The organism is Micromonospora sp. NPDC007208 (assembly GCF_042869175.1).
GTDB lineage: Bacteria > Actinomycetota > Actinomycetes > Mycobacteriales > Micromonosporaceae > Micromonospora > Micromonospora foliorum.
Window position 1 is genome coordinate 172,766 of the sequence record NZ_JBIAFG010000006.1, and the last position, 23,652, is coordinate 196,417.

Consider the following 23,652-nt stretch of genomic DNA (forward strand, 5'->3'; position numbering starts at 1 on the left):
ATCCCGGCGCACCCACCCCCGACGACCAACGGGTGGTCCCCGTCGGTCTATGCCGTACCCGTCGTTAACCTTGACCCCGATGGCCGTCGTGACTGACCCCCAGCCCCCCGCCCGGACCGACCCGCCCGCGTCCCCGGACGGGGGTCGTCGGCGCGTCGTCGCCATGACCGTCTGGGCGGTCGCCTTCGTCGCCGCGTGGCTGGCCATCGGCCTGCCCACCGACCCGGCGTACGCCTTCGTCTGGATCTGGTTGGCGACCATCGCCTGGAACAGCGAACGGCCCTGGCGCAGCCACCTGCGTTTCGCCCGGGACTGGGTGCCGGTGGTGCTGCTGTTCGTGGTGTACAACCTCTCGCGCGGCTTCGCCGACAACGGGGCCACGCCGCACGCGATGGAGCTGATCGTCGCCGACCGGTTCATGTTCGGTTGGGCCACCGGCGGTGAGGTGCCCACCGTCTGGTTGCAGCAGCACCTCTACCACCCGCAGGTGCACTGGTGGGATGTCGCGGCGAGCTGGGTGTACTTCTCCCACTTCGTGGTGGCGCTGACCGCCGCCGCGGTGCTCTGGCTGCGCGACCGGCACCGCTGGGCCGCGTACATGCGGCGCTGGGGTTTCCTCTGCGCGGCCGGCCTGGTCACCTACTTCATCTACCCGGCCGCCCCGCCCTGGTGGGCGGCGCAGAACGGCCTGCTTACCGAGGTCGCCCGGATCTCGACGCGAGGTTGGAAGGCGTTCGGCATGCACGGCGCCGGCAACGTCCTCAACGCCGGCCAGATCGCCTCCAACCCGGTCGCCGCGATGCCGTCGCTGCACACCGCGTGGGCGTTGTTCGTGGTGCTGTTCTTCCTGACCGCCACCCGTCGTCGCTGGTGGCCGCTGCTGCTCGCGTACCCGCTGGCGATGACCTTCACCCTGGTCTACTCGGGTGAGCACTACGTGATCGACGTGTTGGTCGGCTGGGCGTACGTGGGGCTGACCTTCCTGGTGGTCGGTCTGGCGGAGCGCGGCTGGGCGGCCTGGCGCGCCCGTCACCCGCGCGTCAAGCCGGACCGGCCCACGGAGCAGCCCACCGACCCCACCGACCCCCCGCCCGGCCAACCCGAGCCCCCAACACCACGCGGCCCAGACACCACCACCCACCCCGCAGTCCCCGCCGACCACTAACCCCCACCCGCCCCTACCCCCCCCCGGCCCCTCTCGGTCCGACCCCAGGGCTCCCGGTCCGTTGATCATGAAGTTATTGCCCTCCCGCGCGGCGTGTCGGGGCAATAACTTCATGATCAACGCGGGGGAGAGGGAGGGGCGGGAGGGGGAGGGTGAGAGCTGGGTCAGGGTTGGGTGCGGGAATGGTGGGCTCTGGTGGTCAGGTCGGCTGCCAGGGCCCAGGCCTCTGCCAGGTCGCGGTCCTGGGCGGTGGCGCCGGAGCCGCCCGCGGTGTCCGCGTGCACGGTGGCCAACCCGAGACGGCGCTGGATAGGCCCCTGGACGACCCGCACGCTCTGGATCCGGGCGTACGGCACGATCACCAGTTGCCGGGTGAGCCGCCCGGACCGGGTGGCGAACACCCGGTCGAACAGCCCGGCGCCGAACGCGGCACGGCCCAGTGGGTGCAGCCAACGGGTCCGGCGCGGTGGTGGGCTCAGCGGGAGCGCGTCGAGGCGTACCCCGGGAAGCACCTCGGCGACGATCATCGTCGCCGTCGGGAGGTCGCCGACCGGTAGCAGCCGGTCGGGCCGGTTGCGGTCGTCGGCCTCCGCGACGGAGTAGCCGGCCACCTCCAGCCGCAGCCGCAGCCAACCCTTCATCCGCCACAGCAACGGCCAGGTGGCTCGGACGGTCTGCACCCGTTCCAGCGGCACGGTCTGCGCCCGCGTCTCCAGCAGGCCGTTGTGCACCCGCAGCGTGCCGCCGTCGCGGGCCAGTCGGAAGTTCCAGTCGTCGAGGACCCGGCGGATCGGTTGCAGCAGCACACCCGCCATCGCGGTCAGGGTGCTCGCCACCGCGACGAACGACCACGACCCGGCGGTGAGGAACTGCACCACGACGAAGGCCACACCGAACGGGAGCAGGAACGCCTGCGGGGTGAGTAGTTGACTGACCAGCAGATTCTGGTTGCGTACCGCGTGCAGTGGCCGGCCCGGCGCGGCCGCCTGCGGCGTCGTCGCGCCCGGGGCCACCGGGGCCGCCGCGTCGCCGGGGGCGGGCAGCTGCGCCACCCGCCCGGCCAGCGCCAGCAGACGCTCGCGCAGCACTGCCGCGTCGGCCACCCCGAGGTACGCCAGTGGCGCCTCGGTCTTGCCCCCGCCGACCACCTCCAGGCGCAGCTCGGCCAGGCCGGTGAGCTGGGCGAGCAGCGGCCGGACCACCTCCACTGCCTGCAACCGTTCCAGCGGGATGGCCCGGGTACGCCGCCAGAGCAGCCCCTCGTACACCCGTAGTTCCCGGCCCACGACGTGGTAGCCGGTGTTGTACCAGCTGATCACCGACAGCACTGTGGCGCCGAGCGCGAGCACCGCCACCATGGCGGCGAACCACCCGAAGCCCACCCGGGACAGCGTCGACCAGGACAGCCCGGCGATCACCACGACCAGGGACTTGGCGCCGTGCAGCACCGGGCTGAGCGGATGCAGTCGCTGTCGGGGCTCGCCGTCACCGCCGACCGGTGACGCCGGCCACGGCGCGGGTGCCCCCGGTGGCACCGACCCCGGCGGTGCCACGCCAGCGAACGGCGCGCCAGTGGCTGGTGGGCCAGCGGGCAGCACCGGCCCCGGTGGCGTCGGGCCGGTGGGTGGCACCGTGCTCGGCTCGGCGGGCCCGTCGCTCATCGGAGCGGCCCTCGACGTGGTCGGCGGCTGCCCACGCGGGTGCTCACAGGGTCGCCTTTCGTCCGCGACTGCGGGGCTCGCAACCCCGGCTCACTCCTCGCGCTCACAGGCCCTCCGCCCGGTCCTCGCCGAGCGCGGTGAGTCGGTCGCGCAGTCGGGACGCCTCCGCCGGACGCAGGCCGGGCACCCGGGCGTCGCTCGCCGCCGCCGCGGTGTGCAACTGCACGGTGGCCAGGTCGAAGGCGCGCTCCAACGGCCCGGCGCTCACGTCGACGAACTGCATCCGCGAGTACGGCACGATGGAGAGCCGGCGGACCAGCAACCCGTGCCGGACCAGCAGGTCGTTCTCCCGTTCGGCGTACCCCCAGGCCCGGACCGCGCGGACGATCGCGACGGCCCGCCACGCGCCGAGCACCAGCACGACGGCGACGGCGAGCCCGAACAGCCAGTGCCCGCTGAACGCCCAGCCGACGCCGGTCACCGCCAGCCCGATGGCGACCACGATCGCCAGCCGGATCAGCTCCACCCAGATCAGGTCGGTGGAGATCGGCTGCCAGTTGACCGTGTCCGGCCAGGGCTCCAGCGGACCCCGACCACCCGGCGCGGCCGTCAACAGAGCGCCGGGCGGGACGGGGTCGGACGGCAGGAGGCCGGGGGAGGGCAGGTCGGGCGCGCGCTGGTCGGCGGCGGGTGCCGGCCGGTGACCGGGCGGCAGTGCGCCCGGTGGCAGCGGGGCGGGTGTCGAGACATCCGGCGCGGCGGGCTCCGGGCCGAGCGTGCCGGGTGCCGGGAACGCGCCGGGCGGCGGCTCGACGCCGGGTGGTGCGGTGGCCGGGGTGGGCGGCCAGGACGGGGAGGTGGGGCCGGGGGAAGCCGGAGGGTCGCCGCTCACAGGTCGAGCGTAGGCGATCCGGGCACCGGAGTGACGGTACGCAGGAAGCCTCGAGCGTCCAGGAAGTCACCGAGGCTGCCCCGGTGCTCGGCGCAGGCCAACCAGGTCTTGCGCCGATCGGCGTCGTGCAGGCGGGGATTGTTCCACTCCAGTGCCCAGACGGCGGCGGACCGGCAGCCCCGGGCGGAGCAGACCAGGGCTTCGTCGGCGGGGGAGGGGATGCTCATCCCGGCCAGTCTAGGGCGGCGGGACGGAGAAGTTGAGCGCCGGGCGACCACGGGGGGAGCCGCCCGGCGACGGGGTGAATCGTACACGCGGCGGGCCGGTCCGTGCACTCCCAAGATGAGCGATTCGGCTGCTGGGGACGGCGCGGCCAAAATCGGCTTCTCCCCACCTCGACACTCAGCAAGGCGTGCGAGTCTTGATACCGCACGAGCCGCGACGACCGACAAACGCTGTGGAGGACCGGTGGCCCAGCCGACCATGCCCGACGCCCCGACGCCGAACGGAGCGGCACCCGCGCCGGTGACCACACCCGCGCAGGACGCCAGCCTGCTGGAGAAGGGCCTGTTCGAGATCAAACGTGTGATCGTCGGGCAGGACCGGATGGTGGAGCGGATGTTCGTCGCGCTGCTCGCCCGCGGTCACTGCCTGCTCGAAGGCGTGCCCGGGGTGGCCAAGACCCTGGCGGTGGAGACCCTCGCCAAGGTCGTCGGCGGGTCCTTCGCCCGGGTGCAGTTCACCCCGGACCTGGTGCCGGCCGACATCATGGGCACCCGGATCTACCGGCAGTCGAGCGAGAAGTTCGACGTCGAGCTGGGCCCGGTCTTCGTCAACTTCCTGCTCGCCGACGAGATCAACCGGGCGCCGGCGAAGGTGCAGTCCGCGCTGCTGGAGGTGATGAGCGAGCGGCAGGTGTCCATCGGTGGGGAGAGCCACCGGGTGCCGGACCCGTTCCTGGTGATGGCCACCCAGAACCCGATCGAGCAGGAGGGCGTCTACCCGCTGCCGGAGGCGCAGCGGGACCGGTTCCTCATGAAGATCGTGGTGGGCTACCCGACCGACGCGGAGGAACGGGAGATCGTCTACCGGATGGGCGTGGCCGCGCCCGAGCCGACCGCGGTGTTCGACACCCCGGAGCTGATCGCCCTGCAACGCAAGGCGGACCAGGTCTTCGTCCACAACGCCCTGGTCGACTACGCGGTCCGGCTGGTGCTGGCCACCCGGGCCCCGGCCGAGCACGGCATGCCCGACGTCGCGCAACTGATCCAGTACGGTGCCAGCCCGCGCGCCTCGCTGGGGCTGGTCCGGGCCACCCGCGCGCTGGCGCTGCTGCGCGGGCGTGACTACGCGCTGCCGCAGGACGTGCAGGACATCGCTCCGGACATCCTGCGGCACCGGCTGGTGCTCAGCTACGACGCGCTCGCCGACGACGTGCCCGCCGACCACATCGTGCAGCGGGTGATGTCGACGATCCCGCTCCCGGCGGTCGCTCCCCGGCAGCAGGCCACCCCACCGTCGATCGCGCCGCCGCCGGGCGCTGGCTGGCCCGGGCAGCGGCCGTGACCTCACCCACCCCTCGTCCGGCCCCCCTCGCCGACCGTAGCGAGGCCGTGCTGTCCCGGCTTCAGCTGCTCGTCACCCGCAAGCTCGACGGTCTGCTCCAGGGCGACTACGCCGGCCTGCTGCCCGGCCCGGGTAGTGAGGCGGGAGAGTCCCGCGAGTACCGCCCCGGCGACGACGTGCGCCGGATGGACTGGCCGGTCACGGCCCGGACCACCACACCCCACGTGCGGCGTACGGTCGCCGACCGGGAACTGGAGACCTGGCTCGCGCTGGACCTCTCCGCCAGCCTGGACTTCGGCACCGGGCAGTGGCTCAAGCGGGAGGTGGTGGTGGCCGCCGCGGCCGCCATCACCCACCTGGCCGTGCGCGGGGGTAACCGGATCGGCGCCGTGATCGGCACCGGTGGTGGGGTGTCCGCGCCGGCCCGACGCTGGCGCGGCGGAGCACCGCCGGTCGGGCCCGGGGTACTCACCCGGCTGCCGGCCCGCTCCGGCCGTAAGGAGGCGCAGGGCCTGCTGCGTGCCGTCGCCGGCACCGCCATCCAGCCCGGCCGTGGCGATCTGGGTGCTCTGATCGAGATGCTCAACCGTCCGCCCCGCCGTCGCGGGGTGGCCGTGGTGGTGTCGGACTTCCTGGCGCCGGTCGAGCAGTGGGCGCGACCGATGCGCAAGCTGCGCGTCCGCCACGACGTGCTGGCCATCGAGGTGGTCGACCCGCGCGAGCTGGAGCTGCCCGACGTGGGCGTCTTGCCGGTGGTCGACCCGGAGAGCGGCGAGCTGCACGAGGTGCAGACCGCCGACCCGCGGCTGCGGCAGCGCTACGCCGAGGCCGCCACCGCCCAACGTGCCGCGATCGCCGCCGCCCTGCGCGGCGCCGGCGCGGCCCACCTGCGTCTGCGTACCGACCGAGACTGGCTGCTGGACATGGTGCGATTCGTGGCCGCGCAGCGGCACGCGCGTACCCGGGGGACGACACGATGATCCGTTTTCTGCAACCGTGGTGGCTGCTGGCTGTGCTGCCGGTGTTCGCCCTCGCCGCGTTCTACGTCTGGCGGCAGCTGCACCGCCGGGCGTACGCGATGCGCTTCACCAATGTGGACCTGCTGCGTACGGTGGCGCCGAAGGGCCTGGGCTGGCGTCGGCACGTCCCGGCGACCGCGTTCCTGCTCTGCCTGCTGGTGCTGGCCACCGCGCTGGCCCGTCCCGCGGTGGACACCAAGGAGCCGCTGGAGCGGGCCACCGTGATGCTCGCCATCGACGTGTCGTTGTCGATGCAGGCCGACGACGTGGCGCCGAACCGGCTGGAGGCGGCCCAGGAGGCGGCCAAGCAGTTCGTCAGTGAGCTGCCGGAGAGCTACAACCTGGGCCTCGTGTCGTTCGCCAAGGCGGCCAACGTGCTGGTGCCGCCGGGCAAGGACCGGGACGCGGTGACCAGCGCCATCGACGGGCTGGTGCTGGCCGAGGCGACCGCGACCGGTGAGGCGGTGTTCACCTGCCTGGAGGCGATCCGGTCGGTGCCGGCCGACGGGGCGGCGGGTATTCCACCGGCCCGGATCGTGCTGCTCTCCGACGGTTTCCGCACCTCCGGCCGGGCGGTGGAGGAGGCGGCGGCGGCCGCGCAGGCCGCCAACGTTCCGGTCTCCACCATCGCCTTCGGCACCGACACCGGCCAGGTCGACATCGGCGGGCAGTTGCAGCGGGTGCCGGTGGACCGGATGGCCCTCGCCGAACTCGCCGAGACCACCGAGGGTTACTTCTACGAGGCGGCCTCGGTGAGCGAGCTGAAGCAGGTCTACCAGGACATGGGCAGCTCGATCGGGTTCCGCACCGAGCCGCGTGAGGTGACCCAGTGGTACGCCGGGGTGGCGTTGCTGCTGGCGCTCTGCGCGGGCGCGTTCAGTCTGCTCTGGTCGTCCCGGATGCTGTGAACCCGCTGCGCCGGCGGCGGTCGACGACCGCCGCCGGCACCGGCAGGAGGCGGCGCCAGCCGCCGGCCCGGAGGGGTCAGTGACCGCCGCCGGCGAGCACGAAGACGATGGCCACCCAGACGGCGGCGAGGGTGAAGCCCAGCGGGGCGACGTAACGGCTCATGACGGCTCCGGGTGGCGGCTGGACGGTCCGCGTGCGGGGGCGGACCGCAGGGGGTGGGGACGCGCACACGAAGTCGTGACCGGGCGGCTCCCGGCGACCGCCCGGGATCGGGCGGCGCGGCACACTCACCTCGGCAGGTGCCCAGGTGGTGGGGAGCGGAGCGGGGTCAGCTCACCAGACTGAGTCGTGGCTCAGCGGGACTGACCATCGGCCCGGCCACGACTGGGAGGATCGCTATCTCGCACAGCGATCACCTCCTGCAAGTCGGGCGGGCCGGAACGTCGATGATCGTACACCTGCGGTGCCGACGGAACGCACTCGGCCGACCGGCCGGCGACCCCTCCACCGCCCGGTCGACGACGCCCCTCGCCACCAGCGCGTACGCCTCGACGGAGCAGCGATCTCGGCTGACCCACCCGTACGACCGTGACCAGCACTGCGGCGAGCAGCGGCAGCCAGCAGAAGCGCGCCAGCACCCAGCCCGCGTCGTCCGGGATGGTGTGCAGACCGGGCAGGGCCAGCCCGCTGCGGGCGGTGAGCGCGGTCACCGCCACCAGTACCGGCTGGTGCCACAGGTAGATCCGGACCGCGAACCGGTTCACCTCGGTCACCGCTCGGCCCGGCAGCGGCCGGGTCAGCAGCCGGTACAGCGCCGGCCGAGCGAGCAGCCCCAGCCCGACCTGGGTGACCGCCAGCGCCACGACCAGCAGCGACGGCGGGTTGAGGTTGGACACCCCGGCCCCGGGCACGCCGACCGCGCTCACCGGGTAGTCCAGCGCCAGCAGCGCCGCCAGCGCGACCGCCCCACCGGCCGCCAACGTGGCGCCCGCGCGCCGGCCGTCCAGCCGCCCGTCGGCGTGCGCCACACCCAGCAGGTACGGCACCGACCAGGCCGCCAGCACGGTGACCGGGGGCAGGTCGACGCCGGCCGGCAGCAGCCGGACGGCCAGGTCGGCCGCGGCGACCACGGCCACCGCCGGTGTCCCACACCGCGCCACCCCCCACCGGCGTACGGCGGCGCGCAGCGGGCCGGTCACCGCGACCAGGATCACCAGCGGCAGCAGGAACCACAGCGGGCTGACCGCGAGCCGCAGCGCGACGGCGAGCGTGTCGTCCGAGGTGCCGACGACGGTGGCGGCGAGCAGCACGGCGGCCCCCACGCCGAGCAGCGCCACCGTGGGCAGCAGCAGCCGACGCAGCCGACCGGCAAGCCAACCGCCCGCGCCGCCCGGGTAGCGGGCCAGCGACCGGGTCGACCCGAACCCGGCGGTGAAGAAGAACAACCCGAGCGTCTGCAACACCCAGGTCATCGGGGCCAGGTTGGGCAGGGCGGTCAACGGACTGGCCTGGTGCAGCCCGCCGTCGCCGGTCAGCACCAACCCGGTGACCAGCCAGTGCCCCAGCACCACCCCGCCGATGGCGTACGCCCGCAGCGCGTCGACGGCACGGTCCCGGCTCATCGGGCATCCCCGATCCGTTCGGCGTCGACGCCGTCCAGCACGACCGCCGCCACCGCGGCCAGCGTGGCGCTTCCCGGCGCGAGGTAGCCGTCGTGCCCCGCCACCCCGCCCACCGGCAGGGGGCGGGCGCCGAACGCCGGATCGCCCGGTCGCCGGCCGAAGCCCAGGCCGGGCAGCCGCACCGGCGGTACCCGACGGATCCAGTCGGTCGGCGCCTCGGCCGCCCAGAACCGCCGCCCGCCCGGCAGGTCGTCGGCGCGCTGCACCCCGGCGCCGACGCCGCCGAGGCTGACCACGTCGGTGACCTGGGACGGGGCATCCGCCGCCGCCAGCGACACCACAAGCGCCCCGTAGCTGTGCCCGACCAGCGTGATCGTCGCCGCCGGACGCCGTCCGGCCAACTCCCGCAGCAGCGTGGCCAGTCCGGCCGCGCCACGCCGGGCGCTGACGCCACCGGCGGCGGTCAACACCCCGTCGGGCGGGTCGTAGCCGAGCCAGGCCAGCACCGCGACCCGCGCCGCCGGGTCGGTCGCCCGCAGCTCCCGGAAGAGCTGCCCGGCCTGCACCGCCGGCGCCCGCCGGGCCACCCCGCCCAACCCCCTGTCGAAGTCGGCCAGGGTGCTGCCGACCCCCGGCACCAGCACCGCGATCCGGTCCGCGTCGGCGAGGTCGCCGAACACCTCGACCGCGCGGCCGTCACCACGCGCGTCGAACAGCAGGAACCGGCGTCCGCCGGCCGCCCAGTCCGCGTACGGGGGGCCGGCCGCCCGCATCGCCGCCGCCACCATGGGGTACGCCTCGACGAACCCCGCCGCCGTGGCCGGCTCGGGTCGGGTCGGCAGGACCAGGTTCACGCCGAGCAGCGTGGCCATCGCGACCCGGCTGGCACCTCGTCGTCGCATCACGTTCTCCCTCCGGAATGTCGTCCGGAGGGAGCGTGCGCTCAGGGGCGGGGCCGGGTCGTCGTCCCGCAGAGCCGTTCCCGGGCTGGCTCCCCGGGGCTACTCGCCGGCGGCCACCAGACCCGTCTCGTACGCCAGCACCACGGCCTGGGCCCGGTCGCGCAGGCCCAGCTTGGCCAGGATCCGCCCGACGTGTGTCTTCACGGTCTGCTCGGCCACCACCAGGTCACCGGCGATCTCCGCGTTGTTGCGGCCCCGGGCGATCAACCGCAGCACCTCGGTCTCGCGCGGGGTGAGCCCGGCCAGGTCGGTGGGGCGTGGGCGCCGGCGGTCCGGACGGTTCGCGAACTCGGCGATCAGGCGACGGGTGACCCCCGGGGCGAGCAGCGCGTCCCCGGCCGCCACCACCCGCACCGCCTGCACCAGATCGGCCGCCGGGGCGTCCTTGAGCAGGAACCCGCTGGCCCCGGCCCGCAGCGCCTCGTACACGTAGTCGTCCAGGTCGAAGGTGGTGAGGATGAGCACCCGGGGTCGCTGCGTCGACCGGTCACCGAGCAGCTTGCGGGTGGCCTCCAGCCCGTCCATGACCGGCATCCGCACGTCCATCAGCACCACGTCCGGGTCGAGGTGGCGGGCGGCGGCCACCGCCTGTGCCCCGTCGGCGGCGTCCCCCACCACCAGCAGGTCCGGTTGGGCGGCGAGCAGCGCGCCGAAACCCTGCCGGACCATCGCCTGGTCGTCGGCGATCAGCACCCGGATCATCGGTCCCCGCCCTCCGCGTCGTACGGCAACTCGGCCGCCACCGCGTAACCCCCGTCGGGCAGCGGTCCGGCGGTGAACGTACCGCCCAGTGAGGTGGCCCGCTCCCGCATGCCGGTCAGCCCGTGCCCGGAGCCGCCGTCGGCGGTCGGTCGGGCGTCGGCCGGGGAGTTTTCGACGCGTACCCCCAGGCCGGATCGACCGGCGCGGACGGTGACCCGCACCGCGGCGCCGGCCGCGTGGCGGGCCGCGTTGGCCAGGCCCTCCTGCACGATGCGGTACGCGGCCAGCCCGACCGGCGCGGGCACCCGGTCGTCGTCCACCGGATCGGCGTCCAGGGTCACCGGCAGCCCGGCCCGGCGTGCCGCGTCCACCATGGCGCCCAGGTCGGTCAGGTCCGGCTGCGGCGCGGTCTGCGGCCCCGTCGCCTCGCTGCGCAGCACCCCCAACAGCCGCCGCATGTCGGTGAGCGCGTCGCGGGCCGACGCGGCGATGGCGACGAACTCCGCGGCTGCCGGGGCCGGCACGTCGGTCAGCCGGTACGGGGCGGTCTCCGCCTGCACCGCGATCAGCGACATGTGGTGGGCCACCACGTCGTGCATCTCCCGGGCGATCCGGGTGCGTTCCTCCAGCACCGCGCGGCGTTCCTGCTCGCGTTCGCTCAGCTCGGCCTGGGCGGCCAGCGCGTGCCGGGACAGCCGGTTGCGGCGGATCAGGTCGCCGACGATCGCCAGCGCGCCGAGCAGCAGCAGGACCGGGACCCGGTTGTCGGGGTGGACCGAGATCAGCACCGGCACCGTGCTGATCGTCACCACCCAGGCCAGCACCGGCCGGTCGACCCGCGCGACGACCACCGCCAGCACCGCGATCGAGCCGAGCGCCAGCGGCGGGGTCCACGGCCAGGCCTGGTCGGCCGGGGCGTTGAAGGTGCAGATCAGCAGGGCCAGCACCGTCAGCCGCCAGGCCAGCAGCGGACGCCGGGGCAGCGCCAGCAGCGGCGCCACAGTCATCGCCGCGAACAGCAGCGCGATCGGTGGCGGCAGGCCCCACTCGCTCTCCACGGTCAACGTGATCAGGAACAGGCCGAGCGCGGCGAGCAGGCCGACCGGGGCGGCGTAGCGGGCCGGCCCGGGCCACCGGGCCAGCAGCGGCCGGCCGGGCGGCGCGTCCGGGCCCAGCAGGGTCTGCCGCAGGGCCCGCAGGGCCGCGCCGATCGGATGCCGGTTCACCACCCGGAGGCTACGGGCCGACCCCGTCACGAGGCGTGCCACCAGGGGTTGATCCCGGTGTCGTACCCCAGTGTGACGCGACTCCCGTTAGCGCTTACCTGCCGGTAACGCCTAGGCTCCGACGCGTCCGTGCTGACCATTCGCAAGGGGGAACAGTGGCCCGTACCGTGCTGGTGACCGGGGGCAACCGGGGAATCGGCCTGGCCATCGCGCAGGCCTTCGCCAAGCAGGGCGACCGGGTGGCGGTCACCCACCGCAGCGGCGACGCGCCCGACGGGCTCTTCGGCGTACGCGCCGACGTCACCGACGCCGCCTCGATCGACGCCGCGTTCGCCGCCGTGGAGGCCGAGCTGGGGCCGGTCGAGGTGCTGGTCGCCAACGCTGGCATGACCGCCGACACGCTGCTGCTGCGGATGTCCGAGGAGCAGTTCACCGACGTGGTGGACACCAACCTCACCGGCGCGTTCCGGGTCGCGAAGCGGGCCTCCGGCAAGATGCTCCGCGCCAAGTGGGGCCGCATGATCTTCATCTCCTCGGTGGTCGGCCTGGCCGGCGGCGCCGGGCAGGTCAACTACGCCGCCAGCAAGGCCGGCCTCGTCGGCGTCGCCCGCTCGATCACCCGGGAGCTGGGCAGCCGCAACATCACCGCGAACGTGGTGGCGCCCGGCTTCATCGACACCGACATGACCGCCGGCCTCACCGACGACCGCAAGGCGGAGATCCTCAAGTCCATCCCGGCCGGTCGGATGGCCAGCCCGGACGAGGTCGCCGCCGTGGTCACCTGGCTGGCCTCGGACAGCGCCGGGTACGTCTCCGGCGCCGTCATCCCGGTCGACGGCGGCCTCGGCATGGGCCACTAACCCTTTTGACTACGGAGGAAATCTGCGATGTCCGGACTGCTCGCCGGTAAGCGGCTGCTCGTCACCGGTGTCATCACCGACGCCTCGATCGCCTTCTCGGTGGCGAAGCTCGCTCAGGAGAATGGCGCGCAGGTCGTGCTCACCGGCTACGGCCGGCTCTCCCTGGTCGAGCGGATCGCCAAGCGGCTGCCCGAGCCGGCGCCGGTCATCGAGGTGGACGTCACCAACACCGAGCACCTGGCCGGCCTCGCCGACCGGGTACGCGAGCACGTCGACGGCCTCGACGGCGTCGTGCACTCGATCGGCTTCGCCCCGCAGAGCTGCCTGGGCGGCGGCTTCCTCGACGCGCCCTGGGAGGACGTGGCGACCGCCCTGCACGTCTCCACCTTCTCGTACAAGTCGCTGGCCATGGCGGCGCTGCCGCTGATGTCGCCCGGCGGCGCGGTGGTCGGCCTGACCTTCGACGCGACGAAGGCGTGGCCGGTGTACGACTGGATGGGCGTGGCCAAGGCCGGCCTGGAGTCCGCGTCCCGCTACCTGGCGCTGCACCTGGGCAAGCAGGGCATCCGCAGCAATCTGGTCGCCGCCGGGCCACTGCGTACCATCGCCGCGAAGTCGATCCCCGGCTTCGACCAGTTCGAGGACGCGTGGGCCGAGCGTGCCCCGCTGGGCTGGAGCCTCACCGACCAGGAGCCCGCCGCGCGGGCCTGCCTGGCGCTGCTCTCCGACTGGTTCCCGGCCACCACCGGCGAGATCGTCCACGTCGACGGCGGCTACCACGCCATCGGTTCCTGACGCCGCACCGTGACGCTCCCTGGTCGCCGTTCGCGTGATCTACGCGTCCGGACCAGGGGGCGTCGCCGGGACGTCCCGGCCGAGGGACAAGAATGACCCCATGTCGTACGACGCGGTGGTGCTGGTGTCCTTCGGCGGGCCCGAACGGCCCGAGGACGTGATGCCGTTCCTGCAGAACGTGACCCGGGGCCGGGGTGTCCCGCCCGAGCGGCTGGCCGAGGTCGCCGAGCACTACCAGCACTTCGGTGGGGTGTCCCCGATCAACCAGCAGTGCCGGGACCTGCTGGCCGCGGTCCGCGCCGACTTCGCCGCGCACGGTCTCGACCTGCCCATCTACTGGGGCAACCGCAACTGGGACCCGATGCTCGCCGACACCGTGACCCAGATGCGCGACGACGGGGTCACCCGGGCGTTGGCGTTCGTCACCAGCGCGTACGGCGGTTACTCGTCCTGCCGGCAGTACCAGGAGGACATCGCCGCCGCGCGTGCCGCCGTCGGCCCGGACGCCCCGGTGATCGAGAAGCTGCGCCAGTTCTGGGACCACCCCGGCTTCGTCGAGCCGCACGTCGACGCGGTCCGGGCGGCCCTGGGCCAGCTCGACCCGGCGAAGCGGGACACCACCCGGCTGGTCTTCACCGCCCACTCCATCCCCAGCTCGATGGCGGCCAACGCCGGCCCGCACGGCGGCCGGTACGAGGCGCAGCTGCACGAGGCCGCCCGGCTCGTCGCCGCGGCCGCCGCACCCGACCTGGCGTACGACCTGGTCTGGCAGAGCCGCTCCGGCCCGCCGCAGGTGCCGTGGCTGGAACCGGACATCAACGACCACCTGGCCGCCCTCGCGCAGGGCGGCACCACCGCCGTGGTGGTCAGCCCGATCGGGTTCGTCTCCGATCACCTGGAGGTCGTGTGGGACCTGGACACCGAGGCGCTGGAGACGGCGAAGCAGCTCGGTCTGGACTTCGTCCGGGCCGGCACGCCGGGCACCGACCCGCGCTTCGTGACCATGGTGCGTGAGCTGGTCACCGAGCGGACCGACCCGGACGGCGCGCAGCTGCGCCGCCGCCTGGGCGAACTGCCCATGTGGGACACCTGCCCCACCGTCTGTTGCGTGCCGACCCGTCGCCCCTGACCTCTGAGGATCATCATGCATGACCGCAAGCCCGTGCAGAGTTGGCTGACCGACATGGACGGCGTGCTGGTGCACGAGGGCCAGCCGGTGCCCGGCGCACCGGAGTTCATCAACCGGATGCGTGCGTCCGGCAAGCCGTTCCTGGTGCTGACCAACAACTCGATCTACACCCCACGGGACCTCACGGCCCGGCTCAGCCGGATGGGGCTGGACGTGCCGGAGGAATCGATCTGGTCGTCCGCCCTGGCCACCGGCCAGTTCCTCGCCGACCAGCGGCCGGGCGGCACCGCGTACGTCATCGGTGAGGCCGGGCTGACCACGGCGCTGCACGCCGTCGGCTACGTGCTGACCGACTTCGCCCCCGACTACGTGGTGCTCGGCGAAACCCGCACCTACAGCTTCGAGGCGATCACCAAGGCCGTCCGCCTGATCAACGACGGCGCCCGGTTCATCTGCACCAACCCCGACGTGACCGGCCCGTCCGTGGAGGGTGCGCTACCCGCCGCCGGCTCGGTCGCCGCCATGATCTCCAAGGCGACCGGGGTCGAGCCGTACTTCGTCGGCAAGCCCAACCCGATGATGATGCGCTCGGCGCTCAACACCATCAACGCGCACTCGGAGAGCACCGCGATGATCGGTGACCGGATGGACACCGACATCCTGTGCGGGCTGGAGGCTGGGCTGGAGACCATCCTGGTGCTCACCGGGATCAGCAGCCGCACCGAGGCGGAGCGTTACCCGTACCGGCCGTCCCGGATCGTCAACTCGGTCGCGGACCTGCTGGACGAGGTCTGACCCACTGCGGCGGCGGTCTGGTCAGGGGCGCAGGGGGGCGTTGCAGGCGGCCACCAGGGCCTGACGGCAGGCTGCGGTGAGCGGCCGCAGTGCCGCGTCCCGTTGCTGCGCCTCGTAGTTGTTGATCGCGCCGCCGGGGGCGGCGTGCCCGGCCAGCGCCAGCACCCGGTCGAGCACCGCGGCGCGGGCGAAGAGCCGACGGGAGCGCGGGTCGAAGCCCGGTGGCAGGTCGGTGGTGCCGTCCGGGCGGCGCAGCGCGGCCAGCGCACCGGCCAACTCGGGCCGCCACTGGGCCACGTCGAGACGGGTCAGCACGGCGGTCGTCTCGGCCAGCGCGGCGGCCAACTCGGCCTCCGCCTCGGCGGCACCGGGCAGTGCGAGGGAGGCGGCGGGCGCGTTGGCCGGCAGCGGGTAGACCCGCCAGAGCACCGTCTCGAAACAGTCCCCCGAACCGGAGGTGTGCAACCGCACCTGGGGGATCAACCCGAGCCCGCCGGCGACCACCGCCTCGCCCGTGACCAGCGCCGCACCGGCGAAGTCGCCGGGGCCGGGCAGCCCTCGCGGGTCGCCCGGCGCCGGCAGCACCAGGCGGATGTCGTCCGGGGAGAGCTTGGCCAGGGTGGGCAGCGCGGCACCCAGCGGGACGTCGGTCCAGGTGCCGGGGGCGTCCGCCACGAGGTGCTCCTCGTCGCCGGCGATGGCGTCGGCGACCTCGTCGTACGGCACCAAGCCGGCACGCCACGCGCGCACCCAGGCAACGAACCGGCTGGACCGGCGCGGCGCGAGTGTGGCCGCGCCCGTGGCGGGGGTGGACATGCCGAAAGGGTACGTGGTCACGGCCGGCCCTGTCTCGGCTGCCGCTCCGGTCGCCCGGCCTGCCCCCAACTGCCCTGTTCGCCCCGATCCCCGCCCCCTGGCAGGGGCGTGTGGCCGGCGGTCGGCACGCGGGGCGGTGTGTCGAGGGCCGGGGTGGGCGCGGGCTGGGTTTAGCGTGATCGACATGGCGGGGCGATACGGCGAGGACGTGTTGGCGGGCGACTGGCGACGGCGCAAGGTCACCCCCGAGGTGGACGCCGAGGCGGATCTCGTGGTCGAGGATGCCGACTCCGGGTTCTGCGGCGCGGTGGTGGGCTTCGAGGCCGGCGCGGTGGTGTTGGAGGACCGGCACGGCAAACGGCGTAACTTCCCGCTGCTGCCGGCGGCGTTCCTGCTCGACGGCCGCCCGGTGACGCTGCGCCGCCCGACCCGCGCGGCGGTGCCGGCGGCCCGTCGGCGGACCGCGTCCGGCTCGGTCGCCGTGGACAACGTCCGGGCCCAGGTGGCGAAGGCCAGCCGAATCTGGGTGGAGGGCATCCACGACGCCGCACTGGTCGAGCGGATCTGGGGCGACGACCTACGGATCGAGGGTGTGGTGGTCGAGCCGTTGGACGGCATCGACGCGCTCGACGCCGAGGTACGCGACTTCGGCCCCGGCCCGACAAGACGACTCGGCGTGCTCGTCGACCACCTGGTGCCGGGCAGCAAGGAGAGCCGGATCGTCGCCCGGGTGAACTCGCCGCACGTGCTGGTGACCGGGCACCCCTACGTGGACGTGTGGCAGGCGGTCAAGCCGGCCGCGTTGGGCATCGCGGCCTGGCCGGTGGTGCCGCCGGGGCGGCCGTGGAAGGAGGGGGTTTGCGCGGCCCTCGGGGTGGCCGAGCCGGCCGACATGTGGCGGCACATCCTGTCCCGGGTGAACAGCTTCGCCGACGTGGAGACCCCTCTGATCAACGCCATGGAACGCCTCATCGACTTCGTCACCGAGCCGGCCTGACCGCCTGACCGCCTGGTCCGCCTGACCGCCTGGTCCGTCCGGTGGCGGGTCAGGGAACCTCGTCGGCGCTGCGCGTGAAGACGAACGTGGCGATGTCGACCGCCCGCGCCCGTCCGCCGTCGTCGCGCAGCACCGACAGGATCTCGCCGTTCTCCGGGCCGGAGCGTCCCCGCCAGCGGTCCGTCCCCTCGGCGACGAACCGGCTGACCCGCTCACCGCGTACGTGGGCCACCAGGTCACCCGCCTCCCAGCGCAGGTCCAGCGGAGTGCCCATCCACCACCAGCGACCGGTCAGCTCGGCCACCTCGGCGGCGGGCGCGGCGGTGGCCGGCCGCCACGGCTGCGGGAACGCCGGCTCGGCGTCCAGCACGGTGGTCAGCAGTTGGCGGCCGAGCCCGGTGATCGGGAAGCCGTACGCGTTGGCGAAGCCGACCACGGCGGTACGGGTGGGTCGGTGCACCGCGAGGGCGGCCACGTACCCGGGCATCGAGCCGCCGTGCCCGACGTACACGCGCTCGCCGTCCCGGTAGAGCTCCAGCCCGAGGCCGTGCCCGCCGGTCCAGGAGTCGAGGTCGCTGATCACCACGGGCGCGCACATCTCGGTCAGCGTGTCGGCGGCCAGCACCGACGGGTCGGGGTCGGCCAGGAACGCGGCCCACCGACCCAGGTCCTCGATCGTCGACCAGAGCTGCCCGGCGGGGGCCATGGCGCCGGTCTCGGTACGCGGTTCCTCGCGCAACGTGCCGTGCCAGGGGTGGACGACGTAGCCGCGGGCGTACGGCTCGGTGGCCGCGTAGGTGGTGCGGCGCAGGCCCAGCGGGGTGAGGATCCGTTCGTCGAGCAGGTCGGCCCAGGATTTCCCGGTGAGCCGTTCGAGCAGCCCGCCGAGCAGCCCGTACGCCAGGTTGGAGTAGTGGTACGCGCGGTGCGGCGGGTAAGCGATCTTGTCTGCGTCGACGTCGGCGAGAAGAGTGGTGAGGTCGACGCCCGCCGCCCGCTCCCACCAGTCGCCCTCGGGTTCGCGTTGGATGCCGCTGGCGTGACCGAGCAGTTGCCGCAGGGTGAGCGCGCCCACACCGGTGCCCGGCAGGTGCTGCTCCAGCCGGTCGTCGAGGGCCAGTCGGCCGGCGTCGCGCAACTGCATGACCAGGGTGGCGGTCATCGTCTTGCTGATCGAGCCCAACCGGTACTGCAGGTCGACATCCGGGCGGGGGTTTTCGCCGGCGACGGCAACATGTGCCAGCGTGCCGTCGCGGACCACGCCCAGCACCAACGACGGGGTGCGCCCGTCGGCCTGTGCCTGGGCGACCCGGATGTCGACCTGTCGGGCGGTCTCGGGTAGCAGGGTCAACGGGATCTCCTCGGGTCGGGCCGCCGTTTAGTGGTGGTTTGGCGAGCCGGAAAGGGCCTCGCCGAGCCTACTGATCTTCGCGGGGAGGTCGCGCGTGCATTTGCGTGTCACGATCGGGGTGTGGACGCCGTGGTGTGGATCGTTTTGGGTGTGCTGCTGGCCGTCGCCGAGATTTTCACGACGACGCTATTTCTGATCATGTTCGGCGCCGGTGCGTTCGCCGCCGCCGGTGCGGCCGCCCTGGGCGCGCCGGTGGCCGTGCAGGCGCTGGTCTTCGCGGTGGTGTCGGCGTTGAGCCTGGTGGTGGTCCGACCGGTGATCCGGCGGCACAGCCGCTCCGCGCTGGAGAGCGGCGAGCAGCCGTTCGGCGTGGAGGCGATCGAGGGCTCCACGGCGCTGGTGCTGGAACGGGTGGACGCCGAGCACGGTCTCGTCAAGATCGACGGTGAGTTGTGGAGCGCCCGGTCGTACGACACGACGCAGGTCTACGACCCCGGTCAACGGGTTCGGGTGATAAAGGTCCGGGGCGCGACCGCCCTGGTGTGGCAGGACGATGTTTCTTCCGCCGGCGAGTTGCCGGAATCGAGAGGGTGAACGGGATGACCTTAATCGGGGTGGTGGTGATCGCGGTGGCGTTGATCGCCGTGATAACGCTGGCCAAGGCGGTGCGGATCGTGCCGCAGCAACGCCAGGACGTGGTGGAACGGCTCGGCAAGTACAAGCGCACCCTCAGCCCCGGCCTCAACCTGCTGGTGCCGTTCATCGACGCGGTCCGTACCAAGGTCGACATGCGGGAGCAGGTGGTCAGCTTCCCGCCGCAGCCGGTGATCACCTCGGACAACCTGGTGGTCTCGATCGACACGGTTCTCTACTTCAAGGTGGTCGACTCGGTCCGGGCGACCTACGAGATCTCCAGCTTCCTCCAGGCCATCGAGCAGTTGACCGTGACCACGTTGCGTAACGTGATCGGTTCGCTCGATCTGGAGCGGGCGCTGACCAGCCGGGACGAGATCAACCGGCACCTCTCGGGTGTGCTGGACGAGACCACCGGCCGCTGGGGCATCAAGGTGACCCGGGTCGAGATCAAGGCGATCGAGCCGCCGGCCAGCATCCGCGACTCGATGGAGAAGCAGATGCGCGCCGAGCGGGACCGCCGCGCGGCGATCCTGACCGCCGAGGGCCACAAGCAGTCGGTGATCCTCACCGCCGAGGGTGACAAGCAGTCGGCGGTGTTGCGGGCCGACGGTGACCGGCAGGCCCGGATCCTGCAGGCGGAGGGTCAGGCGAAGGCGATCCGGACGGTCTTCGACGCGATCCACCAGGCCAACCCGAGCCAGAAGGTGCTCGCCTACCAGTACCTGCAGGCTCTGCCGCAGATCGCCCAGGGCAGCGCCAACAAGGTCTGGATCATCCCGGCCGAGCTGACCAAGGCCCTGGAGGGGATGGGTGGCGCGCTCGGTGGGCTGAGCCAGATGGTGGGGGACCTTCCCTCGCCGGAGGCGGCCGACCACGCGAGCCAGGTGGAGCGCGAGGCCGCGGAGGCGGCGCAGGCCGCGGCGGACGCCGCCCAGCAGATCCACGACGAGGTACGCGTCGCCGAGGCGCAGGCCACCGGCGGCAAGGGGCCGCAGGGGCTGCCCGCACCGGAGCCGGTGTCCCCGACCAGCCTCGTCGAGGACCCGGCCGACCAGCGCGAGCGCGGCTGATCACAGGGTTAATGCGAGAAAGGCTCATGGGGCGCTCCGACGCCTGCCACGATCGGTCCTAGGACGGGTGGTGACCAGGCAATCGGGGCGCCCCGGCGCGTCCCGCACCGCTCGTCGGCGAGCGAGGTGACGCATGAAGGATCCGGCGAATCGGATGTGGTCCTCGGCCCCCGTGCCCGGCGCGCACGACCCAATCGCCCCACTGGGCTCCCGGCGCAGCGGTGGCGGGTTCGGCGTACTGCCCTTCGTCGGCGAGCCGACCCCGGGCGCCCCCGCCACGAACGCCAGTTGGGCCTGGTCGGTGCGCCGGTTCGCGCGGGCGGCCGTCTGGCTGCTGCCCGCGTACGCCATCCTCTACGGCGCGGTGGCGATGGCCAGCGACGGAGGGGTGGGCAACGACCCCTATCCGGCCGACGGCCGGGCGGTGTACCTGATCGGATGGGTGGCCGCGGTCTGGCTCGGCCTGCTCGCGCTGCTGGCCCTCACCGGGCTGCTGGCCGCGACCCGCAGCCGCCGGGTGGCCGCCGCCGGGCTGCTGGTCAGCATCGCCGGCACCGTGCTCATGCTGCCGTTCGCCGGGCTGGAAGAGCAGACGCCGGTCTTCGGCACCACGGCGCGGTCGCTGGTCCTGCTCGGCGCGACGTTCTACAGCGCGGGCTGGTTCCTCACCGGGTGGGCGGTGGCCCGCTCAGGCACCTTCAGCCTCGGCGACGGCGTCATGTTGATCATCGCCGCGCCGCTGCTCGGCCTCGGCGGTGCCCTGATCGGGTCGTTGCAGACGTTCGGCGCGATCTTCGTACTGATCGCCGGCATCGGCATCGGCTACCGCTCCGGCCGCCTGATGCCCCGCGAAACCGCCAGAGACGCCGCCAGCGCCAGCCTAAGCACCCCCAACCCCTAACCCCACCCACCCACCACCCGCCCCTCACCCGGCCCCCCGGCCTCCTACGGCCCTCCGCCTGCCTCGGTGATCATGAAGTTATTGCGCTCGGCCTCGGCGTGTCGTGGCAATAACTTCATGATCACCGAGGGCGGCGGGGCGCGGGCGCGGGCGCGGGGGTGGGGGTGGGGGTGGGAGTTGGCTGGGGGGTGGGGGTGAAGTTGCTGACAATCTCGGGGTGGGGGTGGTCGGTTGGCGGCTTTCGTGGCAATCCTGGGGAGCATGGCCGCCCCCCGCTCGCCGCTGTCGCGGCTGTTCACCGTGCTGCTTGCCGGCGTGTTGGCCGGGCTTGTCCTGGCAGTCGCCGCGCTGCCGGGCAACCTGCTGCTCGGGCTCACCGCCCGCTCCGCGCTCGGGTCGTACGCCGCGTTGCCGGCCTCGCTGAAGACCCCGGCCACGCCGCAGCGTTCGTACCTCTATGCCAACGACGGCAAGACGCTGATCACCACGTTCTACGACGTGAACCGCACCGACGTCCTGTTGTCGGAGATCGCCCCGGTGATGCGGCAGGCGATCGTGGCGGCCGAGGACCGGCGCTTCTACGACCATGGTGGCGCGGACCTGCGCGGCCTGGCCCGGGCACTGGTGGCCAACGTCAAGGGCGGCGGCACCGAGCAGGGCGGCTCGACGCTGACCATGCAGTACGTCCGTAACGTGCTCAAGACCGACCCCACCCGCACCGCCGAGGAGCGGGCCGCCGCGACCGACCCGACCGTGGGTCGCAAGATCCAGGAGATCCGGTACGCGAGCGCGCTGGACAAGAGCCTCGGCAAGGACGAGATCCTCGACCGGTACCTGAACATCGCCTACTTCGGCTCCGGCGCGTACGGGGTCGCGGCGGCCAGCCAGCGGTACTTCGGCAAGCCGCCGGCGCAGTTGACCCTCGGCGAGTCGGCCCTGCTGGCCGGTCTGGTGCAGTCCCCGGACGCGTACAGCCCGATCGACGGTGACAAGAACGAGGCGTTGGCCCGCCGGTCGTACGTGCTGGACTCGATGGTCGCCACCAACGCGATCACCGCCGCGCAGGCCGCCCAGGCCAAGGCGGAGCCGCTGGCCCTGCACCCCACCGCCCAGCCCAACGGCTGCACCGCCGTCTCCCAGGGCCACGACGACTGGGGTTACTTCTGCGACTACCTGCGCCAGTGGTGGCTGACCCAGCCGGCCTTCGGGGCCACGGTCGCGGAGCGCGAGCAGGCGCTGCGCTCGGGCGGCTACACCGTGGTCACCTCGTTGGACCCGAAGATCCAGGCCACCGCGCAGCAGCAGGCCACCAAGGTCTACGGGTACGACAACAAGCGCGCCCTGCCGATCGCGGCGGTCCAGCCGGGCACCGGGCGGGTGTTGGCGATGGCGGTCAACCGGCACTACAGCCTCGCCGACAACCCGGCCGGGCAGGCGAACTACCCGAACACCGTGAACCCGTTGATCTCCGGCGGATCCAGCGTCGACGGGTACCAGGCGGGTTCGACGTTCAAGCTGTTCACCATGCTCGCCGCCCTGGAGTCGGGCCGTACCCTCTCCACCGGTTTCGACGCGCCCGCCAAGCTGCCCACCCGGTACGCGGCCGAGGGGCCGGGCAGCTGCGACGGCCACTGGTGCCCGGCGAACGCCAACCCGGACTGGATGGACGGGTACCGGATGATGTGGGACGGCTTCGGCCGCTCGGTGAACACCTACTTCGTCTGGCTGGCCGAGCAGGTCGGCCAGGACAAGGTGGTCCAGATGGCGCAGCGGCTCGGCATCACGTTCCGCGCCGACTCGGACGCCGCCTTCGCCAAGAACGACGCCGCGAACTGGGGTTCGTTCACCCTCGGTGTGGCGGCCACCACCCCGCTGGACCTGGCCAACGCGTACGCCACGGTGGCCGCCGAGGGTACCTACTGCACGCCGGTGCCGGTGGTCTCGGTGACGGGCGCGGACGGCACGAAGGTGCCGGTCGGGCAGCCCTCCTGCAAGCGGGTGCTCGACGCCGACGTGGCCCGGGCCGCGACCGACGCGGCGCGCTGCCCAGTGGGCCAGCAGTCGGCGTTCGGGCAGTGCAACGGCGGTACCGCCACCGGCGTGAACGACATCCTCGACGGCCGACCGGTGGCTGGTAAGACGGGTAGCTCGGAGCAGAACTCCACCGAGACGTTCGTCGGCTTCACCCCGCAGGTCGCGGTGGCCGGTATCGCCGCCAACCCGGACGACCCGGCCGACTCGGTGGGCTCGGCGGTGCAGACCAAGGTGATCGACGCGGTGGCCCGTGTCATCGCCACCGCCGTGAAGGGCCTGCCGGAGAAGGCGTTCGTCGCACCGAGCCACGAGCTGGCCGGCGACCCGCACCGCCCGGTGGAACGCCCAGCGGTCCCGGACCGCCGGCAGGACCCCACCACCGAGGACCCCCGCTCAGCCCTCCAACGCTGGCTAGACCGCCGAGGCTGACCCCCCACCGTCCCGCCCACCCGCCCCACCCGCCCTCACCCGCCCCACCCCCGCGATCTTGCACTTTCGGTCGCCGAATAGCACCCTTTTGCGGGCCTTCGTCCGTGCCGAAAGT

At 73.2% G+C, this 23,652-nt stretch carries 23 protein-coding genes; 13 read left to right on the forward strand and 10 right to left on the reverse strand.

The window, feature by feature from the left end; genetic code table 11:
- Window positions 1–79: 79 nt before the first annotated feature.
- Window positions 80–1,165 (forward strand): phosphatase PAP2 family protein, encoded by a 1,086-nt coding sequence (locus tag ACFYL6_RS14990; protein ID WP_387171419.1) that lies wholly within the window; start codon window positions 80–82, stop codon window positions 1,163–1,165.
- A 164-nt stretch (window positions 1,166–1,329) separates the two neighbouring features.
- Here ACFYL6_RS14990 and ACFYL6_RS14995 read toward each other — a convergent pair whose 3' ends face one another.
- The 3 genes from ACFYL6_RS14995 to ACFYL6_RS15005 all read right to left on the reverse strand — a co-directional run bounded on the left by ACFYL6_RS14995 (window position 1,330) and on the right by ACFYL6_RS15005 (window position 3,945).
- Window positions 1,330–2,826 (reverse strand): PH domain-containing protein, encoded by a 1,497-nt coding sequence (locus ACFYL6_RS14995; RefSeq protein WP_387171421.1) that lies wholly within the window; start codon window positions 2,824–2,826, stop codon window positions 1,330–1,332.
- A 103-nt stretch (window positions 2,827–2,929) separates the two neighbouring features.
- Window positions 2,930–3,472: a PH domain-containing protein gene (locus tag ACFYL6_RS15000; RefSeq protein ID WP_387171772.1), complete on the reverse strand. Its 543-nt coding sequence runs from the start codon at window positions 3,470–3,472 to the stop codon at window positions 2,930–2,932.
- A 242-nt stretch (window positions 3,473–3,714) separates the two neighbouring features.
- Window positions 3,715–3,945, reverse strand: a complete 231-nt coding sequence (locus tag ACFYL6_RS15005; protein WP_387171423.1) for a hypothetical protein — start codon at window positions 3,943–3,945, stop codon at window positions 3,715–3,717.
- A 241-nt stretch (window positions 3,946–4,186) separates the two neighbouring features.
- On the opposite strand from ACFYL6_RS15005, the gene ACFYL6_RS15010 reads away from it, so the two are divergent.
- Genes ACFYL6_RS15010 through ACFYL6_RS15020 form a run of 3 tightly spaced genes read left to right on the forward strand, consistent with a single transcriptional unit; the run spans window position 4,187 to window position 7,211 of the window.
- Window positions 4,187–5,284 carry a MoxR family ATPase gene (locus ACFYL6_RS15010; RefSeq protein WP_091403835.1) on the forward strand — a complete coding sequence of 366 codons (1,098 nt, stop codon included), beginning with the start codon at window positions 4,187–4,189 and terminating at the stop codon, window positions 5,282–5,284.
- Window positions 5,263–6,264, forward strand: coding sequence for a DUF58 domain-containing protein (locus ACFYL6_RS15015; protein WP_387171774.1), 1,002 nt, complete (start codon window positions 5,263–5,265; stop codon window positions 6,262–6,264). The genes ACFYL6_RS15010 and ACFYL6_RS15015 overlap by 22 nt, the downstream gene beginning before the upstream one ends.
- Window positions 6,261–7,211 carry a VWA domain-containing protein gene (locus tag ACFYL6_RS15020; protein WP_238682141.1) on the forward strand — a complete coding sequence of 317 codons (951 nt, stop codon included), beginning with the start codon at window positions 6,261–6,263 and terminating at the stop codon, window positions 7,209–7,211. The genes ACFYL6_RS15015 and ACFYL6_RS15020 overlap by 4 nt, the downstream gene beginning before the upstream one ends.
- Before the next feature lie 76 nt (window positions 7,212–7,287).
- On the opposite strand, the gene ACFYL6_RS15025 is transcribed toward ACFYL6_RS15020, so the two are convergent.
- The 5 genes from ACFYL6_RS15025 to ACFYL6_RS15045 all read right to left on the reverse strand — a co-directional run bounded on the left by ACFYL6_RS15025 (window position 7,288) and on the right by ACFYL6_RS15045 (window position 11,724).
- Window positions 7,288–7,503, reverse strand: a complete 216-nt coding sequence (locus tag ACFYL6_RS15025) for a hypothetical protein (protein ID WP_196925116.1) — start codon at window positions 7,501–7,503, stop codon at window positions 7,288–7,290.
- A 62-nt stretch (window positions 7,504–7,565) separates the two neighbouring features.
- Window positions 7,566–8,834, reverse strand: a complete 1,269-nt coding sequence (locus tag ACFYL6_RS15030) for an acyltransferase (RefSeq protein WP_387171425.1) — start codon at window positions 8,832–8,834, stop codon at window positions 7,566–7,568.
- Entirely contained in the window at window positions 8,831–9,736 is a 906-nt protein-coding gene (locus ACFYL6_RS15035) for an alpha/beta hydrolase (protein ID WP_387171427.1), read from the reverse strand. Before ACFYL6_RS15035 ends, ACFYL6_RS15030 begins: the two co-directional genes overlap by 4 nt.
- Window positions 9,737–9,835: 99 nt before the next feature.
- Entirely contained in the window at window positions 9,836–10,498 is a 663-nt protein-coding gene (locus ACFYL6_RS15040) for a response regulator transcription factor (protein WP_238682145.1), read from the reverse strand.
- Window positions 10,495–11,724: a sensor histidine kinase gene (locus ACFYL6_RS15045; RefSeq protein WP_387171429.1), complete on the reverse strand. Its 1,230-nt coding sequence runs from the start codon at window positions 11,722–11,724 to the stop codon at window positions 10,495–10,497. The genes ACFYL6_RS15040 and ACFYL6_RS15045 overlap by 4 nt, the downstream gene beginning before the upstream one ends.
- 155 nt (window positions 11,725–11,879) lie before the next feature.
- On the opposite strand from ACFYL6_RS15045, the gene fabG reads away from it, so the two are divergent.
- From fabG to ACFYL6_RS15065, 4 genes are all read left to right on the forward strand, one after another.
- Window positions 11,880–12,584, forward strand: a complete 705-nt coding sequence (gene fabG, locus ACFYL6_RS15050) for a 3-oxoacyl-ACP reductase FabG (protein ID WP_238657190.1) — start codon at window positions 11,880–11,882, stop codon at window positions 12,582–12,584.
- 27 nt (window positions 12,585–12,611) lie between these two features.
- Window positions 12,612–13,379 (forward strand): enoyl-ACP reductase FabI, encoded by a 768-nt coding sequence (fabI, locus tag ACFYL6_RS15055; RefSeq protein ID WP_091403861.1) that lies wholly within the window; start codon window positions 12,612–12,614, stop codon window positions 13,377–13,379.
- Window positions 13,380–13,479: 100 nt separating this feature from the next.
- Window positions 13,480–14,508, forward strand: coding sequence for a ferrochelatase (locus tag ACFYL6_RS15060; RefSeq protein WP_387171432.1), 1,029 nt, complete (start codon window positions 13,480–13,482; stop codon window positions 14,506–14,508).
- Window positions 14,509–14,523: 15 nt separating this feature from the next.
- Window positions 14,524–15,303 carry an HAD-IIA family hydrolase gene (locus ACFYL6_RS15065; RefSeq protein WP_238657188.1) on the forward strand — a complete coding sequence of 260 codons (780 nt, stop codon included), beginning with the start codon at window positions 14,524–14,526 and terminating at the stop codon, window positions 15,301–15,303.
- A gap of 21 nt (window positions 15,304–15,324) precedes the next feature.
- Here the strand turns inward: ACFYL6_RS15065 and ACFYL6_RS15070 are convergent, their stop codons facing one another.
- Window positions 15,325–16,119 carry a hypothetical protein gene (locus tag ACFYL6_RS15070; RefSeq protein WP_238657187.1) on the reverse strand — a complete coding sequence of 265 codons (795 nt, stop codon included), beginning with the start codon at window positions 16,117–16,119 and terminating at the stop codon, window positions 15,325–15,327.
- A 184-nt stretch (window positions 16,120–16,303) separates the two neighbouring features.
- Between ACFYL6_RS15070 and ACFYL6_RS15075 the strand changes: the two genes are divergently transcribed.
- A complete protein-coding gene (locus ACFYL6_RS15075; protein ID WP_387171434.1) occupies window positions 16,304–17,116 on the forward strand; it encodes a DUF3097 domain-containing protein in 813 nt (270 codons plus the stop codon).
- Window positions 17,117–17,165: 49 nt separating this feature from the next.
- Here ACFYL6_RS15075 and ACFYL6_RS15080 read toward each other — a convergent pair whose 3' ends face one another.
- Entirely contained in the window at window positions 17,166–18,467 is a 1,302-nt protein-coding gene (locus ACFYL6_RS15080; RefSeq protein WP_387171436.1) for a serine hydrolase domain-containing protein, read from the reverse strand.
- Window positions 18,468–18,587: 120 nt separating this feature from the next.
- Here ACFYL6_RS15080 and ACFYL6_RS15085 point away from each other — a divergent pair, with 120 nt between their 5' ends.
- The 4 genes from ACFYL6_RS15085 (at window position 18,588) to ACFYL6_RS15100 (ending at window position 23,537) form a co-directional block, all read left to right on the forward strand.
- Window positions 18,588–19,061 carry an NfeD family protein gene (locus ACFYL6_RS15085; RefSeq protein ID WP_238657184.1) on the forward strand — a complete coding sequence of 158 codons (474 nt, stop codon included), beginning with the start codon at window positions 18,588–18,590 and terminating at the stop codon, window positions 19,059–19,061.
- Between the two features lie 5 nt (window positions 19,062–19,066).
- The gene (locus ACFYL6_RS15090; RefSeq protein ID WP_387171438.1) at window positions 19,067–20,173 is read left to right on the forward strand and encodes an SPFH domain-containing protein; all 1,107 of its coding nucleotides are present in this window, start codon (window positions 19,067–19,069) and stop codon (window positions 20,171–20,173) included.
- A 133-nt stretch (window positions 20,174–20,306) separates the two neighbouring features.
- Complete coding sequence (locus tag ACFYL6_RS15095) at window positions 20,307–21,074, forward strand: hypothetical protein (protein WP_387171440.1); 768 nt, start codon at window positions 20,307–20,309, stop codon at window positions 21,072–21,074.
- 261 nt (window positions 21,075–21,335) lie between these two features.
- Entirely contained in the window at window positions 21,336–23,537 is a 2,202-nt protein-coding gene (locus ACFYL6_RS15100; protein ID WP_387171442.1) for a transglycosylase domain-containing protein, read from the forward strand.
- The last annotated feature ends 115 nt before the right edge of the window (window positions 23,538–23,652 follow it).